The sequence below is a fragment of the Sphingomonas sp. P4_D12 genome (genome assembly GCF_056401895.1).
The window spans coordinates 19,703-35,417 of the sequence record NZ_JBFUIL010000003.1 but is presented as its reverse complement, the minus strand read 5'-3'; the positions used below and the strand labels follow the sequence as shown (position 1 = coordinate 35,417).

The following is a 15,715-nucleotide window of genomic DNA, read 5'->3' as shown; positions in this document are numbered from 1 at the left end:
CATAGGAGATTGTGATGGCGAGAGTGCGTGAAGATCGGGCGCCGTTCCGCCGGCCAACCAACGTGTCGCTCGACGCGCGCCTGGTTGAAGAGGCCAAGCAACTCGGCATCAACGTTTCCCGCGCGAGTGAGGAAGGTTTGGCGCGCGAAGTGAAGGCTGAGCGGGAACGCCGGTTCAAGGAAGAGAATGCCGAGGCTTTCGAGGAATATAACCGATTTATCGAGGAGAACGGCTTGCCGCTCGAACGGTATCGCACGTTCTGATGGCACGATTTGATGTGCATCGCGGTGAGGGCGGGCCGCTTCTGCTCGATTGCCAAACCGATTTGCTCGACGGGATCAACTCGCGGCTGATGGTCCCTTTGTATCGCGCAGACCGAGTCGAGCGAAAGATCCCGCGCCTCAATCCCGTCTTCAGCGTTGCCGGAAACGATATGGTCATGTTGACCCAATCGATGGGCGCGGTGCCAATCAAGCGGATTGGGGTGCGCGTCGATTCACTTACGGCTGAACAGGACGCAATCATGAACGCCATCGACATGCTGTTGAGCGGCTATTGATGCTGCTCGCCGATGCTGCCGCCAGCGAGGAATTCGGCGCCCTTCTCGCCGCTGCGGTCCGTCCCGGCGATGTCGTCACGCTATCCGGCTCTCTCGGCGCCGGTAAGACCAGTATCGCTCGTGGCCTGCTCGCGGCTTTGGGACTCGAAGAGGAAGCGCCGTCGCCGACCTTTGCGATCGTGCAGCCATATGCGCCACCCGAGACGCGGCTGCCGGTGATGCATGTCGACCTCTACCGGATCGAGCATGTCGACGAACTCGACGAACTCGGGCTGGACGAAGCGCGAGAGGACTCGGTCCTGCTGATCGAATGGCCCGAGCGTGCGCCCGGCCGATGGCCGGACGCCTTGGCATTGACCTTGGACTTCGCACCCGATGGCGGACGCCGCTTGACAGCAACCGTGCCCGCGGCATGGGAGGGGCGATGGCCCTTGACATGAATCCACCGGCGGGGACCGCCGATTTCCTTGCCAAACTGGGCTGGGGAGAGGGCGACGTGCTGCCGCTCGCCGGCGACGCCTCGTTCCGGCGCTATTTCCGCGTCGCCGACCACGGCCGCAGCGCGATCCTGATGGATGCGCCGCCACCGCATGAGGACCCGCGCCCGTTCATCCAAGTCGCGCAATGGCTGGTCGCGCGCGGTTTCCCCGCGCCGGTGATCTTCGGCACGGACCTTGAGCAGGGACTGGTGCTGATCGAGGATTTCGGTGACGCCCGGATGCGCGAGACGGTCGATGCCGCGCCGGAAAGCCTGTTGCGGATGTACGAGGCGGCGGTCGATATCCTGATCCGCTTGCGCGGGGAACCCGCCGGCCCGTGGCGTCCCTATGACCGCAAGGAATTGCAGCGCGAAGCCGATTTGCTGACCGAATGGTATTGCCCGGCAATCGGCGTGACGGTCGATACCGACGGCTACGCCAAAGCCTGGGGCGAGGTGTTCGACCATGCGCTGGCGGCCGAGCCGGTGACGGTGCTGCGCGATTATCATGCCGAGAATCTGATGCTGATCGGCGGCACCGAAGCGCTCGGCCTGCTCGATTTCCAGGACGCTTTGGCGGGCCATCCGGCCTATGATTTGGTGTCGCTGCTGCAGGACGCTCGCCGCGATGTCGAGCCCGAGATCGAGGCGGCGATGCTCGACCGCTATCGCCGCGTGACCGGTGCGGGCGACGATTTCGATGCGGCCTATCACATCCTCGGCGCGCAGCGGAACGCCAAGATCGTCGGCATCTTCACCCGGCTATGGCGGCGCGACGGCAAGCCGCGCTATCCGGCGATGTGCCCGCGCGTCTGGCGTTATCTGAACCGCGATCTTGATCACCCGGCACTGGCGCCGGTCAAGGCCTGGTTCGACGCCAATATCCCGGCCGACCTGCGCGGCGACCCGATGGAGATCGCCCGCGCATGACCGCGAAACGCACCTTGTCGCTGCGGCCCGATCCGGGCGGCACGGTTCCGGAAACCGCGATGGTGATGGCGGCGGGAATCGGCAAACGCATGCGTCCGCTCACCGCGACGCGACCCAAGCCGCTGATCCAGGTCGCCGGTCAGCCCTTGCTCGATCACGTATTCGACCGCCTCCGCGCGGCGGGGATCAAGCGTGCGGTGGTCAACGTCCATTATCTCGCCGATGCGCTCGAAGCGCACCTCAAGAACCGGGTGAAGGGCGTCGACATCATCGTCTCCGACGAGCGCGATCAGTTGATGGAAACCGGGGGCGGCATCGTCAAAGCGCGCGACCTGATCGGCGACAAGCCGTTCGTCGTCGCCAATGCCGACAATCTGTGGGTCGACGGACCGGCGGACACGATCAAGCTGCTCGCGTCGCGCTGGGACGACGAGGCGATGGACGCGCTGTTGCTGATGGTGCCGTTGGCGCGCGCGCATAATCATGGCGGCTTGGGCGATTTTCACCTCGACGCCAACGGCCGCATCACCGGGCGCCGCAAGCCTGGGAGGGTGGCGCCGTTCGTCTATACCGGCGTCCAGATCCTCTCGCCGCGCGTGATCCACGATTGGCCGGAAGGGCCGTTCTCGACCAACCTGTTCTGGAACCGCGCGATCGAGGCCGGGCGTGCTTACGGCTTCGTCCATCAGGGGTTGTGGTTCGACGTCGGCACGCCGCCGGCCATTGCCAAGACGGAAGCGCTTCTGATCGATGCTTAGGGTGCGGCCTTGCCGCTCAAGCTCGTGTCGTCATGCGGGCTTGTCCCGGCATCCAACGTGCACCAACGGCTGACTTCCCAGGAGGCGCGTTGGACCCCGGCACAAGGCCGGGGTAACGTTTGAATTATCAGGCGCAGGCGCGGCTATTTTACGGTCGGGGTATTCCCGGTTGTGATAGTTGATTGGCGATCATGAATTCGACCTCTCAACGCGGCCTCGCGCTTTATACGATTCCGGCACAGCGAGCCTTTGCCGATGCGCTCGTCGCTGGGCTGATGAAGCGCTTCGGCGACGATCCGATGCGGCTCGCGCGTGGCCTCGTCCTTCTTCCCAATAATCGCGGGCGGCGCGCGGTCCAGGACGCGTTCGTGCGTGCGAGCGGCGGTGGGCTGTTGTTGCCGCGACTAGTGACGATCGGCGATCCGGCGCTCGATGAAGCGGCGGGGGCGATGCTCGATCCGGCTGACGATCTCGAGCCTTTGCCGCCACCGGTCGATCCGCTGGCGCGACGGATGATCCTGGCGAGGTTGGTCAGCGAGGAGCGCGCCCGCCAAGGGGAGCCGGTCGCCGCCGACGAAGCCGTACGCCTGGCCGGAGCATTGGCGCGGACGCTTGACCAACTGCTGGTCGAGGAAGTCGCGGCGACGAAACTCGCCGAGCTCGACGTCGGGCGCGAATTGACCAGCCATTGGGAGCGCGCGCTCGAGCTGTTCCGTATCGTGATCGATCGGTGGCCGGCGGAGCTGGCGCGGCTGGGCGCGATGGACGCAGCAACGCGCCGTGCGATCATGCTGCGTCGGTTGGCGGCGCGCTGGAAGGAGATGCCGCCCGCGGGTTTCGTCTGTGCAGCGGGGATCACCGATCCGGCGCCGGCAGTGGCGGCCTTGTTGCGCCGTGTCGCGGAGCTCGACCAAGGCTTGGTCGTGTTCCAGGACCTCGCCACTGCGATGCCGGCCGAGGAATGGGACGCGCTTGGGCCGCACGAGGCAGATGCCAGCTGCTTCAAGGCGCGCTCGATCGAGACCCACCCGCAATTTCAGCTGAAGCTGTTGCTCGAACGGATGAGCGCGGGACGCGGCGAGGTGCGCGCTTGGCGCGAGGGAAGCGATCACGATGCCTCGGCGGCGCGCGGCAAGGCGATCGCCAACGCCTTCGCGCCTGCTGATTTCACCGGCAAGTGGACCGATTTGGAAGCGCCCGACCGGCGATTGACCGGGATTCGCGCGGTCGAGCTGGCAACCCCAGCCGATGAGGCGCAGGCGATTGCGCTGGCATTGCGCGGCGCGCTGGAAGTCGAGGGGCGTACCGCTGCCCTGGTCACGCCCGACCGCACGCTGGCCGAGCGCGTCGCGGCCCATTGCGCGCGTTGGGGGATCGATGTCGACGATACTGCCGGCCGTCCGCTCGCGACGCGCGCGCCAGGCACACTGCTGACGATGCTGGCCGAGGCTGCGGCACAGGACTTCGCGCCGCTCGCATTGCTGGCGCTGCTCAAGCACCCGCTCGTCCAGAGCGGGGAGCCGCGGACCTTGTGGCTCGACGGCGTCCGCGCGCTCGACCGTGCGTTGCGCGGGCCCCGCCCGGCTCCGGGGCTCGCGGGCATCGATTCGCATCTGCTCGACGGCGACGAGCGCGAGGCGTCGATCCGCGCGGCGGCGCGCCAGGTCTGGCCGGAAATGCGCGGATTGCTCGAACCGCTGGCGCACTGCTTCGGCAATGGCGAGCAACCGCTGGCGGCGATGATTGCGACGTTGCGCGAGACGGCCGAAGCCCTGTGCGGTTTCGCGGTATGGGCTGGACCGGCGGGTCGCGCGGCGGCTGAACTGCTCGCCGATCTCGAACTGCGCGCGGCGGACGGGCCGGCCTTGGTCGACCCGGCCAGCGTCGCGCCACTGCTGCGCACCTTGATGGAGGAAGTCGCGGTTCGTCCTCCCCAGGGCGGCCATCCGCGCCTGGCGATCTATGGCCTGATCGAGGCGCGGTTGCAGACCGCCGACTTGACCATCCTGGGAAGCCTTAATGAAGGTACCTGGCCGGCGATCGCTGCACCCGATCCGTGGCTGGCGCCGCGCATCCGGGCGGAACTGGGGTTGCCCGGGCTCGATCGCGGCGTCGGCGTCGCGGCGCACGATTTCGCCAATGCTTTGGGCGCGCCCGAAGTGCTGATCACGCGCGCGCGCCGCGACGGACGGTCGCCGACGCTGGCCTCACGCTTCTGGCTGCGGCTCGAAGCCCTGGCGGGGGATCGCTTCGTCCGCGACCCCGATCTGGCCGCATGGGCCGCCGCGATCGACAATCCGGGCGTGCACGAACCGGCAACGCGGCCTGAGCCGTCGCCGGCAATCGAGGACCGGCCGCGCCAGATTTCGGTGACCGAAGTCGACCGCCTCAAGGCCGACCCCTTTGCTTTTTACGCGCGCCGGATGCTGCGGCTGGGCGCTATCGATCCGGTTGATGCCGAACCGAGCCCGGCGTGGCGCGGCAATCAGGTCCATGCGATCCTGGAAACCTGGTTTCGCGAGGATAGCGCGAATCCCGAAACCTTGCGCCCGCGTGCCGAGGCCTTGCTGGGCGACGTCCGCACGCATCCGATGATCCGAGCCTTATGGGGACCGCGGCTGATCGAGGCGGTCGACTGGATCGCGCGCGAAGTGTCCGATCGCGCGGGTGAACGAACCATCCTCGCGGTTGAGGGTAAAGGAACGCTGCAGCTTGCGGGCGTCGAATTGTCCGGACGATTCGACCGCATCGATCGGCTCAACGATGGCGGGTTGGTGGTGGTCGACTACAAAACGGGACAGCCGCCCTCGACCGCGGCGGTGCGCGCGGGGTTCAGCCTGCAACTCGGCTTGCTCGGGATGATCGCCGAAGCGGGCAAGTTCGCCGGCGTCGCCGGCAAGGCCGAAGGGTTCGAATATTGGTCGCTAGCCCGCAATCGCGCCGGCGGGTTCGGTTATGTCGATTCGCCGTGCGATCCGAAGAAGAAGGAGCCGATCCCGGCCGACGAATTCGTCGCTGAGGCGCGGCGCAACTTCACTGAGGCGGCGGAAGCCTGGTTGACCGGCGCGGCGCCGTTTACCGCCAAATTGAAACCCGAATTCGCGCCGTTCGGCGATTACGACCAGCTGATGCGCCGCGACGAATGGTATGGCCGTGAGCGGCGCTGACGCGATCCTGCCGCGTCTGGTCGACGAGCAGGCGCGCGCGAGCGATCCCTCGTCGCATGTCTGGCTCGCAGCGTCGGCTGGGACCGGCAAGACCCAGGTGCTGGCGGCGCGAGTCTATAGGTTGCTGCTCGGCGGCACCGATCCCGGTGCGATCCTCTGCCTGACGTTCACCAAGGCAGGTGCTGCGGAAATGGCGGGGCGGATCAACCAGCGACTGGCGCGCTGGGTGCGCGCGTCCGAGGCCGATATCCGGGCCGATCTCGCCTCGCTGGGCGAGCGCGCCACCCCGGCGCTGATCGCGCGGGCGCGAACCTTGTTCGCCAAGGTGCTCGACGCGCCGGGCGGGGGGCTGCGCATCCAGACCATCCACGGTTTCTGTCAGTCGTTGCTCGCCGCTTTCCCGGTCGAAGCGGGGCTGACTCCCGGTTTTCGTCCACTAGAAGCGCGCGAGGAATCTGCGCTGGCGCGCGAGACGCTGGCGCAATTGTTGGTCGATGCCGAGCGCGAGGGGCGCGACGGCGCGGTGCGCGCGGTTGGTGCGTTGAGCCTCAGGCTAGGTGAAGAGGGCGCGGAAGCCTTTCTGCGTGCCTGCGCCCGTGCTCCGGCGGCAATGGCGGCGCTGCCGATGGGCGAGGGGGTCGGCCCGTATGTCCGGCGCGCGTTGATCGGGGTGGACGATGTCGAGGCGGCGATCGCCGACGGCTGTGCCCAGCTCGACGACGACCTGCTCGAGCATTTGCGCGACCTCAACCAGGCGTGGGGCACCAAAAGCGGTCTGTCGCGTGCCGAGATCATCGGTACCTGGCTGACGAGGAGCGTGGAGCGGCGGACGGCGACACTCGACGAACTCCACAGCGTGTGGGCACGCCAGGACGGTGAGCTGCGGTCGTTTGCCAAGGGGCAGGCGCCGCAGGACGAGGATTACGCGCCGATCGCGACCGACTTCCATGAACAAGTCTCGCGCCTGATCCAGATGCGTCATCTGGCGGATTATGCCGATCTGCTGGCTGCCGGTCTCGCGGTCGGACGCGATTATGCTTTTGCCTATCGCGCCGCCAAGCGCCGGATCGGCGCGGTCGATTTCGACGATCTGATCGACGCCGCGGTCGCATTGCTGCGCCAGGACGGGATGGGGGATTGGGTTCGCTTCAAACTCGACCAGTCGACCGATCATGTCCTCATCGACGAGGCGCAGGATACCAATTTGCGGCAATGGGAAATCGTCGACGCAATCGCGAGCGACTTCTTCTCGGGTCAGGGAAGCCGCGGCGACCGGCGGCGCACGTTGTTCACCGTCGGCGACTATAAACAGGCGATCTTCGGCTTTCAGGGCACCGACCCGCTCAATTTCCGCTGGGCCGAACGGCATTTCCGCGACCTTGCCGAGGTGACGAGCGATATCAGCGAGATCGAGCCGACGCCGTTCGAGCAGCTCGCGCTGACGTCGTCGTTCCGCTCGACCCAGCCGATCCTCGACTTCGTCGACGCGGCGATCGGCGTGCTGCCCGGTAGCGGGCTGGGGGTGGACGACAACCAGCGGCATTCGAGCAAGGTCGAGGGGCCGGGTCAGGTCAATCTCTGGGCACCGACCCTGGCCGGCGAAGAGGATGAAGGCGAGGAGGGCTGGATCACCGATGCGGTGCGCGCGCACGCGACGCGGATCGCCGCCCAGGTCAAGGCCTGGCTTGATCCCAACGACCCGCTGATCCTGGAGAGCAAGGGCCGGCCGCTGCGCCCCGAAGACATTATGATCCTGGTCAAGCGGCGCGGCGAGCTCGCCTCGCTGATCGTCGCGCGGCTCTATGCCGAGGGCGTACCGGTGGCGGGCGTCGACCGCTTGCGGCTGACCGCGCCGCTGGCGGTGCAGGATCTGCTCGCGGCGATCCGCTTCGTACTCCAGCCTCAGGACGATCTTGCCCTCGCCAGCCTGCTGGTGTCGCCGTTAATCGGCTGGAGCCAGGACGAGTTGATGCGCGCGGCAATGAAGCGCCGCGGCGGCTTATGGGCGCACCTCCAGGCTACGCAACCAATCGAGCGGATCGCGCCGCTCAGCGCAATGCTGCGACGCGCGGATTTCACCACGCCCTATGTCTTCCTCGAGGAGATGCTAACTGGGCCGCTCGACGGGCGGCGCAAGCTGATCCGGCGATTGGGGCAGGAAGCACGCGACCCGATCGACGAATTGCTCAATGCCGCGCTCGAGTTCGAACGCGTCGCGATCCCCTCGTTGCAACGCTTCCTCGACTGGTTCGACCGCGGCGATGTCGAGATCGTGCGCGATCCGTCGCAGCCGCTCGACGCGGTTCGGGTGATGACCGCGCATGGCGCCAAGGGATTGCAGGCACCGCTGGTGATCCTGGCCGACGCCACCGCCGATCCGGAGGCGCGGCCGCGTTCGACGCTTGATTGGCAGGCAGATCAGGATACCAAACTGCCCGTCTTCCGCCCACGCAAGGAGCAACGGTCGGGAGTATTGGCCGAGGCGATCACGACCGCCGACGCGCGCGAACTCGCTGAGCATTGGCGATTATTCTATGTCGCCGCGACGCGCGCCGAGGAAAGATTGGAGATAGCGGGATCTTTGGGGCCGCGGGCGAAAGGCGTGCCGTCCGAGAATAGTTGGTATGCGGCGGCGGAAGCGGCGCTCACGGCGTTGGGCACGGCGCAGCGCGAGGAGGGGCCACGCCGCTCGTTCGCCGGCCACGATCCGCAGCCGCCGGTGCGGCCGCGACCGGCACGGAACGCCGAGGCGCAGACCGTCGCTTTGCCCGATTGGGCATTCCAGCCCGCCCCGAAGGAGGCGCGGCCGCCACGGCCGCTCGCGCCTTCGTCGGTCGGCGAGGACGATGTGTCCGATCCTCCACCCTCGGCGGCGATGCGGACGGCGGCCGAGCGCGGCCGGTTGATCCACGCTCTGTTCGAGCGATTGCCGGCCCTGGCGCCGGATCGCCGCGCGGCAGCGGCCGATCGCTGGCTGTCGGCCGTGGGCCTGGTCGCCGATGCCGGGCTTAGGAGCGAGCTGATCGCGACGGTATCGGCAGTGCTCGACGATCCCGCGCACGGTGATCTGTTCGGGCCGAATTCGCTAGGGGAGGCACCGATCTCGGCGGTCGTGCCCGGCGGCTATGTCATCGCGGGAACCGTCGACCGCTTGCTGGTCGAGCCCGACCGCGTTCGCGTGATCGATTTCAAGACCGGGCGACGCGTGCCGCTGGGGCTCGACGAAGTGCCGCTATTCCACCTGCGCCAGATGGCGGCCTATGCCGAAGCCTTGCGGGTGATCTTCCCGGGGCGGCGGATCGAGGCGGCGTTGCTCTACACGGCCGCGCCGCGCCTGTTCGATCTGCCCGAAGACGTGCTCGCTCCTCACAAGCCGGGCTTTGCCGCGATGGAGCAAAGCTAGGGCCAGAGCCGTTGAGCAAGTGCCTCGCCGCGCCTACATTCGGGGTCAAAGGAGATTCTCTCATGGCAACCAAACATATCAGCGACGACAGTTTCCAGGCGGATGTGCTCGATTCCGACAAGCCGGTGCTGGTCGATTTCTGGGCGGAATGGTGCGGGCCGTGCAAGATGATCGGGCCGAGCCTCGAGGAAATCTCGGAAGAGCTGGGCGAGCAGGTGACGATCGCCAAGCTCAATATCGACGATCATCCCGATGCGCCCGCGCGTTATGGCGTGCGCGGCATCCCGACGATGATCCTGTTCAAGGGCGGCAGCCCGGCGGCGACCAAGATCGGCGCCGAACCCAAAGGCCGGATCAAGGCGTGGCTCGAGGGTGAACTCGGAACGGCGACCAGTTCGGCCGCCTGAGTTCGAAGTCGAGGTGAACAAAAGGCCGCATCCTGTTGGGTGCGGCCTTTTTTTTAGCCCTCTCCCGCTTGCGGGTGCACCGGGTCGGTCATGCCCCCGGCATGACCTGAACAGCGCGGGGCGCTGTTCAGCCGGTGCAGGTTGGGTGAGGGTCTTCTTTCTTCTTCCATGCAGATAAAACGACAAAAGAAGTAAGAAGATCCTCACCCTCCCACCGCCTTTGGCGGCGGGGCCCGCCCTCTCCCGCAAGCGGAAGAGGGATCGCGTTCTACGTCAGCGGGATCATCACCTGGCTGGCATAACCGGGGCGCGATTGCAGGCGGCGGTACCAATCGGCGACATTAGGCAGATCGGGTCGCTCGATGTCGAGCGTGAACCAGGTATAGGCGTAAACGCCCATAGGCACGTCGCCGACGCCGAAATCGTCGCCTGATAGCCAGGGTGTTTCGGCGAGGTACCGGTCGAGGATCGCCATCCGCTCGCCGCAACGCTGCGCCGAGCGGGCGACGGCCGCCATATCGCGTTTGTCGGGCACGACGCGCACCAGGTTGACGAACGCGTCGAGTTGCACCGGCGCATAGCCATTCTGCCACTCCATCCAGCGGTCGCCGAGCGCGCGCAATTGCGGCTCGTCAGGCCACCAGCGCACGCCGCCATGGTGGGCAGCGAGGTAGCGCAGGATCGCGTTCGATTCCCACAGGATGAAGCCGTCATCGTCGATCGTCGGGATCAGCGCATTGGGGTTCATCGCCAGATAGGCGTCGCTCATGCCGAACTGACCGCCGATATCGTGGCGGACATAGGAGAGTCCCAGTTCTTCGGCGAACCAGGCGACTTTCTTGACGTTGTGCGAGTTGAGCCGGCCCCAGATCGTCAGCATCGTGTTTCAGCTCCGGTAATCGGCGTTGATCGAGATATAGCCGTGGGTCAGGTCGCAGGTCCAAACCGTGGCGCGGCCGTCACCCAATCCCAGATCGACGCCGATATCGATCTCGCGGCCCTTGAGGTGCGCGGCGACCGGCGCTTCGTCATATCCCTCGACCGCGAGGCCATTGAGTGCCACCTGGGTCTCACCGAAGCGGATCGCCACGCGGTCACGCTCGGCGGGCTCGCCGGCCTTGCCCACCGCCATGACGACGCGGCCCCAATTGGCGTCCTCGCCAGCGATGGCGGTCTTGACCAAAGGCGAGTTGGCGATGCTCATGCCGATACGATGCGCGCTGGCGTCGCTTTCGGCGCCGGTCACCTCGACCGCGATGAACTTGGTCGCGCCTTCGCCGTCGCGCACGACAAGGTGCGCCAATTGCAGGCAAAGATCGTTGAGCGCCGCGGCAAAGGCGTCGGCGCCGGGATCGTCGTCATGCGCGATCGCGACATTACCCGCAGCGCCGGTCGCGAAGGCGAGTACGGTGTCGCTGGTCGAGGTGTCGCTATCGACCGTGATGCACGAGAAGCTGCGCGTATTGGCACGCGCGAGTGCCGCCTGCAGCCAGGCGGGATCGACTGCTGCGTCGGTGAAGATGAATCCCAGCATCGTCGCCATGTCGGGCGCGATCATGCCCGATCCCTTGATGATCCCGACCAGGCTGACCGGCTTGCTGTCGACCACTGCGCGCGTCACCACCGCCTTGGGGAAGGTGTCGGTGGTCATGATCGTTGCGGCCGCCTCTTCCCAACTGCAAGGCTCGGCAGCGAAGGCGGAGGCGAGTCCGGCTTCTGCCTTGTCGAGTGGCAACGGCACCCCAATCACGCCGGTCGAGGCGACGAACACGTCCGACGGCTGGCAATCGAGATGCCGCGCGACAGCGGCGACGAGCCCTTCGACCGCGTGGCGGCCACGATCGCCGGTAAAGGCATTCGAATTGCCGGCGTTGACGACCAGCGCGCGCGCGCGGCCCAGGACGAGCGCGGCGCGGCACCAATCTACCTCGGGCGAAGCGCAACGGCTCTTGGTCAGCACGCCCGCTACCGCGGTGCCGGGCGCCAGCTCGACATAGGTCAGGTCGCAACGGTCCCAGGTCTTGTACTGTGCCTTGGCGACGCGGCGAGTCATGCCGGCAATGTCCGGCAGATCGGGAAAGGCGGTGGGGGCGAGGGGGGAGCGGTCGGTCATGGCGGCTCTCATAGAGCCGTGTGCCGGACAGGCAAAGGCGGCGGTGACAAGTCGGGTCGGGTTGGGCTAGCGTGACGCCAATTGGGGAGAAAAAAACATGCGTATTGCCATCGTTCTGGCATTGGCCGCCTTTGCGTTTCCGGGCGTCGCTCAGGCGCAGGATGACGACGAGCCGATCCCGACCGCGAAGCCGATCGGCAGTCCGGGCAGCTGGATTCCCCAGGATGGCTACCCGCCGGCGGCGCGCGCGAGTGGAGAGCAGGGGCGCGTCAGCTTCACCCTCTCTATCGACGACACCGGACGCGTGACCGATTGCAAGGTCATCAAGAGCTCCGAATCGCCGCTGCTCGATGAGACGACGTGCAATTTCATGACCGCCAATGGCCGGTTCGAAGTGGCGCGCAACAAGAAGAACAAGCCGACCGCGAGCAAGTGGAGCTCGTCGATGATGTGGAAGCTCGAAAATCCGCCACCTCCACCGCCTCCGCCGGCCGCCGTTAGCGTACCGGTGCCTGCGGTGACTCCCGCAAAAAATGCACCAGCTCCGGCTAAAGTCGCACCGACGCCTGCCAAGAAACGCTGAGGCCTTCCCGAAGCCCAAAGCCGGCAAGTAATGAGTATTTGATAGACCTTTGCCGGACGCGACCCTATGTCACCGTCCGTCATAATCGATGAAGTAGCGCTCGCTTGAACCTGATCCTGCTCCTGTCTGCCTTGTTGTCCGCGTTCAGCGGCACGGCCGGCGCGCGCGGGGCGCAGGTGCCGACCACGCTCAGCAGCGCGGTGGTAGCGACGGCGGTCAAAGCGACGGCCGAGGTGCGGCGTCAGGTGGCGGCGCGGCCGATCCAGGCGATCGCCGGGCCGGCTCAAGCGGCGATTTCGGCGCTGCCGGCTTTCGTCCTTTCGAACGCGATCCCCGCCTTTGCGAGCCGCCGGCGCGAATAGCGCCCGCGCGACCACGTCCTTTTTCTACCCGATCAGCGCGGCCCCGTGGGGCCCGCGCGCATTCATATAACAGGAAATCATCATGCTCGGCGGACTCGCCAAATCCATTTTCGGGTCGTCCAACGACCGGTATGTCAAATCGCTCGGCGGCATCGTCAACACGATCGCGAGCTTCGAGCCCGCGCTCCAGGCGATGGACGACGCGACGCTCGCCAACCAGACGGTGCTGTTCCGTGAGCGCCTGGCCAATGGCGAGAAGCTCGACGACCTCTTGCCCGAGGCCTTCGCGACGGTGCGCGAGGCCGCCAGCCGGGTGCTCGGCCAGCGCCATTACGATGTTCAGATGGTCGGTGGTATCGTCCTCCATCGCGGCGAGATCGCCGAGATGCGGACGGGTGAGGGCAAGACGCTGGTGGCGACGCTGGCGGTGTATCTCAACGCGCTGCCGGGCACCGGCGTCCATGTCATCACGGTCAACGACTATCTCGCCAAGCGCGACGCCGAGTGGATGGGGCAGGTGTACACGTTCCTGGGCCTGACGGTCGGGGTGATCATCCCCAATTTGACCGACCATCAGCGCAAGGAAGCCTACGCCGCCGACATCACCTACGGCACCAACAACGAATTCGGCTTCGACTATCTGCGCGACAACATGAAATATGAGCGCGATCAGATGGTCCAGCGTCCATTCTCGATGGCGATCGTCGACGAGGTCGATTCGGTGCTGATCGACGAGGCGCGCACGCCGCTGATCATCTCCGGCCCGACCGACGACAAGTCCGAGCTCTACAAGAGCGTCGATGCAGTGGTGAAGCAGCTCGCGCCCGACCTGTACGAAAAGGACGAGAAGCAGAAGTCGATCATCCTGACCGAGGAGGGTACCGAGACGGTCGAGCGGATGCTCGAAACCGCCGGATTGCTCGAAGGCACCAACCTCTACGATTTCGAGAATACCCAGGTGGTCCACCACCTGAACCAGTCGCTGCGCGCCAACATGATGTTCAAGCGCGACATCGATTACATCGTCAAGGACGGCAAGGTCATCATCATCGACGAGTTCACCGGTCGCATGATGGACGGCCGGCGCTGGTCGGACGGCCTGCACCAGGCGGTCGAGGCCAAGGAAGGGGTCGAGATCGAGCCCGAGAACCAGACGATGGCGTCGATCACCTTCCAGAATTATTTCCGCATGTATCCCAAGCTGTCGGGCATGACCGGCACCGCGGCGACCGAGGCGGCGGAATTCTACGACATCTACAAGATGAACGTCGTGTCGATCCCGACCAATGTACCGGTGCGGCGCATCGATGAGGAAGACACGTTCTACAAGGATATCCAGGACAAGTTCCGCGGTATCGCCAAGGCGATCAAGGTCCAGGCTGAGTTGGGCCAGCCCGTGCTGGTCGGCACGGTGTCGATCGAAAAATCCGAAATGCTGTCCGAATTCCTTCATGAGGAAAAGGTCGAGCACAAGGTGCTGAACGCGCGCTATCACGAAATGGAAGCGCATATCGTCGCGCAGGCGGGCCGCAAGGGCGCGGTCACGATCGCGACCAACATGGCCGGCCGCGGCACCGACATCCAGCTCGGCGGCAACCTCGATTTCCGGATCGCGGATGAATTGAGCGACATGCCCGAAGGGCCCGAGCGCGATGCCGCGATCGAGCGCATTCGTCAGGAGATCGCGGTCGAGAAGCAGGAAGTGCTGGCGGCGGGCGGCTTGTTCGTGCTCGGCACCGAGCGGCACGAGAGCCGGCGCATCGACAACCAGCTGCGCGGCCGTTCGGGCCGTCAGGGTGACCCCGGCCTGTCGCGTTTCTACCTCAGTCTCGACGATGATCTGCTGCGCATCTTCGGGCCGAACACGTTGTTCGCCAAGATGATGCGGTCGAGCCTGGAGGATGGCGAGGCATTGCCGCCGTCGCGCTGGATGTCGAAGGCGATCGAGACCGCGCAGAAGAAGGTCGAGGCGCGCAACTACGACGTCCGCAAGCAGGTCGTCGAATATGACGACGTCATGAACGACCAGCGCAAGGTCATTTACGAGCAGCGCAACGACATCATGGACGCCGAAACGGTCGGCGACGTGGTGGTCGACATGCGGACCGAGACGATCAATACGATCGTCAGCGACCATTGCCCGCCCAATTCCTATCCCGAGCAATGGAATGTCGAAGGGATGAAGGCCAAAGTCTCCGAGATGCTGGGGATCGAGCCGCCGATCGACGACTGGCTCAAGGAAGAAGCGGTCGATGTCGAGATGGTCGAGGAGCGGCTGAACGAGGCGGCGTCGGCTTTGGTCGACGCCAAGGCGGCCGAGATCGAGCCCGAAACCTGGACGACGATCGAAAAGTCGATCCTGATCCAGAATCTCGACCATCACTGGAAAGAGCATCTCGCGACGCTCGACGCGCTGCGCCAGGTCATCCACTTGCGCGCTTATGCCCAGAAGACGCCGATCAACGAGTATAAGCAGGAAGCGTTCGCGCTGTTCGAGCGCATGCTGGGATCGATCCGCGAGGATGTGACCAAGGTGCTGGCCACCGCCGAATTCCGCTTCCAACCGCCGCCCGAGCTTCCCGAACTGCCCGACTTCATCACCCAGCATTTCGATCCGTTCTCGGGCGATGACGACAGCGCCGATATCGATGGCGGGTCGCGCGCGCCGGGCGATCTCGGCCTGCCGCCGCTGTCGATCGTTCGGCCCGAACAGCCCGATTTGGGCGAGGATCCGAAGGATTGGGAAGGCAAGGTCAGCCGCAACGCACCGTGCCCGTGCGGCTCGGGGCTCAAGTACAAGCACTGCCACGGCCAGATCGCGTAGTGGTCAGCTAGCCCTCTCCCGCAAGCGGGAGAGGGTTGGGTGAGGGTCTTCTGTCTTCTTCCAGGCGTTTACCGAGACAGAAGAAGACAGAAGACCCTCACCCTCCCACCGCTTCGCGGCGGGCCCCTCCC

13 protein-coding genes are annotated in these 15,715 nt (G+C 65.7%); 11 read left to right on the top strand and 2 right to left on the bottom strand.

Annotated elements, in window-relative coordinates:
* Positions 1-14 precede the first annotated feature (14 nt).
* The 8 genes from AC1DSD_RS06085 (at position 15) to trxA (ending at position 9,702) form a co-directional block, all read left to right on the top strand.
* The gene (locus AC1DSD_RS06085; RefSeq protein ID WP_478029056.1) at positions 15-263 is read left to right on the top strand and encodes a type II toxin-antitoxin system CcdA family antitoxin; all 249 of its coding nucleotides are present in this window, start codon (positions 15-17) and stop codon (positions 261-263) included.
* Positions 263-559 (top strand): CcdB family protein, encoded by a 297-nt coding sequence (locus AC1DSD_RS06080; RefSeq protein ID WP_478029055.1) that lies wholly within the window; start codon positions 263-265, stop codon positions 557-559. Before AC1DSD_RS06085 ends, AC1DSD_RS06080 begins: the two co-directional genes overlap by 1 nt.
* Positions 559-999, top strand: coding sequence for a tRNA (adenosine(37)-N6)-threonylcarbamoyltransferase complex ATPase subunit type 1 TsaE (tsaE, locus tag AC1DSD_RS06075; RefSeq protein ID WP_478029054.1), 441 nt, complete (start codon positions 559-561; stop codon positions 997-999). Before AC1DSD_RS06080 ends, tsaE begins: the two co-directional genes overlap by 1 nt.
* Positions 996-1,967 carry an aminoglycoside phosphotransferase family protein gene (locus tag AC1DSD_RS06070; RefSeq protein ID WP_478029521.1) on the top strand — a complete coding sequence of 324 codons (972 nt, stop codon included), beginning with the start codon at positions 996-998 and terminating at the stop codon, positions 1,965-1,967. The genes tsaE and AC1DSD_RS06070 overlap by 4 nt, the downstream gene beginning before the upstream one ends.
* Positions 1,964-2,725 (top strand): nucleotidyltransferase family protein, encoded by a 762-nt coding sequence (locus AC1DSD_RS06065; RefSeq protein WP_478029053.1) that lies wholly within the window; start codon positions 1,964-1,966, stop codon positions 2,723-2,725. Before AC1DSD_RS06070 ends, AC1DSD_RS06065 begins: the two co-directional genes overlap by 4 nt.
* Before the next feature lie 191 nt (positions 2,726-2,916).
* Positions 2,917-5,892 carry a double-strand break repair protein AddB gene (gene addB, locus AC1DSD_RS06060; protein WP_478029052.1) on the top strand — a complete coding sequence of 992 codons (2,976 nt, stop codon included), beginning with the start codon at positions 2,917-2,919 and terminating at the stop codon, positions 5,890-5,892.
* Complete coding sequence (addA, locus tag AC1DSD_RS06055) at positions 5,873-9,295, top strand: double-strand break repair helicase AddA (protein WP_478029051.1); 3,423 nt, start codon at positions 5,873-5,875, stop codon at positions 9,293-9,295. Before addB ends, addA begins: the two co-directional genes overlap by 20 nt.
* Before the next feature lie 62 nt (positions 9,296-9,357).
* Positions 9,358-9,702 (top strand): thioredoxin, encoded by a 345-nt coding sequence (gene trxA, locus AC1DSD_RS06050; protein WP_478029050.1) that lies wholly within the window; start codon positions 9,358-9,360, stop codon positions 9,700-9,702.
* Between the two features lie 268 nt (positions 9,703-9,970).
* Here the strand turns inward: trxA and AC1DSD_RS06045 are convergent, their stop codons facing one another.
* On the bottom strand, positions 9,971-10,582 hold the full coding sequence (locus tag AC1DSD_RS06045; RefSeq protein WP_478029049.1) for a glutathione S-transferase family protein: 612 nt from the start codon (positions 10,580-10,582) through the stop codon (positions 9,971-9,973).
* 6 nt (positions 10,583-10,588) lie between these two features.
* Complete coding sequence (gene argJ, locus AC1DSD_RS06040; protein WP_478029048.1) at positions 10,589-11,815, bottom strand: bifunctional glutamate N-acetyltransferase/amino-acid acetyltransferase ArgJ; 1,227 nt, start codon at positions 11,813-11,815, stop codon at positions 10,589-10,591.
* Positions 11,816-11,912: 97 nt separating this feature from the next.
* Here argJ and AC1DSD_RS06035 point away from each other — a divergent pair, with 97 nt between their 5' ends.
* The 3 genes from AC1DSD_RS06035 to secA all read left to right on the top strand — a co-directional run bounded on the left by AC1DSD_RS06035 (position 11,913) and on the right by secA (position 15,584).
* Positions 11,913-12,398, top strand: a complete 486-nt coding sequence (locus tag AC1DSD_RS06035) for an energy transducer TonB (RefSeq protein ID WP_478029047.1) — start codon at positions 11,913-11,915, stop codon at positions 12,396-12,398.
* 104 nt (positions 12,399-12,502) lie between these two features.
* Positions 12,503-12,760, top strand: coding sequence for a hypothetical protein (locus AC1DSD_RS06030; RefSeq protein WP_478029046.1), 258 nt, complete (start codon positions 12,503-12,505; stop codon positions 12,758-12,760).
* A gap of 82 nt (positions 12,761-12,842) precedes the next feature.
* Complete coding sequence (secA, locus tag AC1DSD_RS06025) at positions 12,843-15,584, top strand: preprotein translocase subunit SecA (RefSeq protein WP_478029045.1); 2,742 nt, start codon at positions 12,843-12,845, stop codon at positions 15,582-15,584.
* Positions 15,585-15,715 lie beyond the last annotated feature (131 nt).